This window comes from Lysobacter arseniciresistens ZS79 (genome assembly GCF_000768335.1).
Taxonomy (GTDB): domain Bacteria; phylum Pseudomonadota; class Gammaproteobacteria; order Xanthomonadales; family Xanthomonadaceae; genus Novilysobacter; species Novilysobacter arseniciresistens.
Genome location: NZ_AVPT01000073.1, coordinates 1 through 1,197 on the forward strand (window position 1 = coordinate 1; position 1,197 = coordinate 1,197).

Annotated in this window: 1 protein-coding gene; it reads right to left on the bottom strand. The window is 66.2% G+C overall.

Features of this window, described 5'->3' with window-relative positions:
- Positions 1-1,191, bottom strand: a complete 1,191-nt coding sequence (tuf, locus tag N799_RS14020; RefSeq protein ID WP_036213959.1) for an elongation factor Tu — start codon at positions 1,189-1,191, stop codon at positions 1-3.
- Between the last annotated feature and the right edge of the window lie 6 nt (positions 1,192-1,197).

The window sequence follows — 1,197 nt, forward strand, 5'->3', positions numbered from 1 at the left end:
TTACTTGATGATCTTCGAGACCACGCCGGCGCCGACGGTGCGGCCGCCTTCGCGGATCGCGAAACGCAGGCCTTCGTCCATCGCGATCGGGTTGATCAGCGTCACCGACATCTTCACGTTGTCGCCCGGCATCACCATCTCCACGCCCTCCGGCAGCTGGCAGGCGCCGGTGATGTCGGTCGTGCGGAAGTAGAACTGCGGACGGTAACCCTTGAAGAACGGCGTGTGGCGGCCGCCCTCGTCCTTGCTCAGCACGTACACCTCGCCCTCGAACTCGGTGTGCGGGGTGATCGAACCCGGCTTGGCCAGCACCTGGCCACGCTCGACGTCGTCACGCTTGGTGCCGCGCAGCAGCAGGCCCGCGTTGTCGCCCGCCTGGCCCTGGTCCAGCAGCTTGCGGAACATCTCCACGCCGGTGACGGTGGTCTTGGTGGTCGGACGGATGCCGACGATCTCGATTTCGTCGCCGACCTTGATGATGCCGCGCTCGATGCGGCCGGTCACCACGGTGCCGCGGCCCGAGATCGAGAACACGTCCTCGACCGGCATCAGGAAGGTCTTGTCGATGTCGCGCTCCGGCTCCGGGATCCAGCTGTCCAGCGCTTCCACCAGCTGGATGATCGCCGGCACGCCAATCTCGGACTGGTCGCCTTCCAGCGCCTTCAGCGCCGAACCCTTGATGATCGGGGTGTCGTCGCCCGGGAAGTCGTACTTGCTCAGCAGCTCGCGCACTTCCATCTCGACCAGCTCGAGCAGCTCGGCGTCGTCGACCATGTCGGCCTTGTTCAGGAACACCACGATGTACGGCACGCCGACCTGGCGGGCCAGCAGGATGTGCTCGCGGGTCTGCGGCATCGGGCCGTCAGCGGCCGAGCACACCAGGATCGCGCCGTCCATCTGCGCCGCACCGGTGATCATGTTCTTCACGTAGTCGGCGTGCCCCGGGCAGTCGACGTGCGCGTAGTGGCGGGTCGGGGATTCGTACTCGACGTGCGAGGTCGAGATCGTGATGCCGCGCGCCTTCTCTTCCGGTGCACGGTCGATCGCGTCGTACGCGCTGAACTCGCCACCGAAACGCTCCGCGCCCACCTTCGTCAGCGCTGCGGTCAGCGTGGTCTTGCCGTGGTCGACGTGACCGATCGTGCCGACGTTGACGTGCGGCTTGCTGCGCTCGAACTTACCCTTGGCCATGGCTGT

Bases quoted from the DNA above. Each gene is read 5' to 3' on its own strand.
- tuf (WP_036213959.1), bottom strand. From the start codon at position 1,191: ATGGCCAAGGGTAAGTTCGAGCGCAGCAAGCCGCACGTCAACGTCGGC.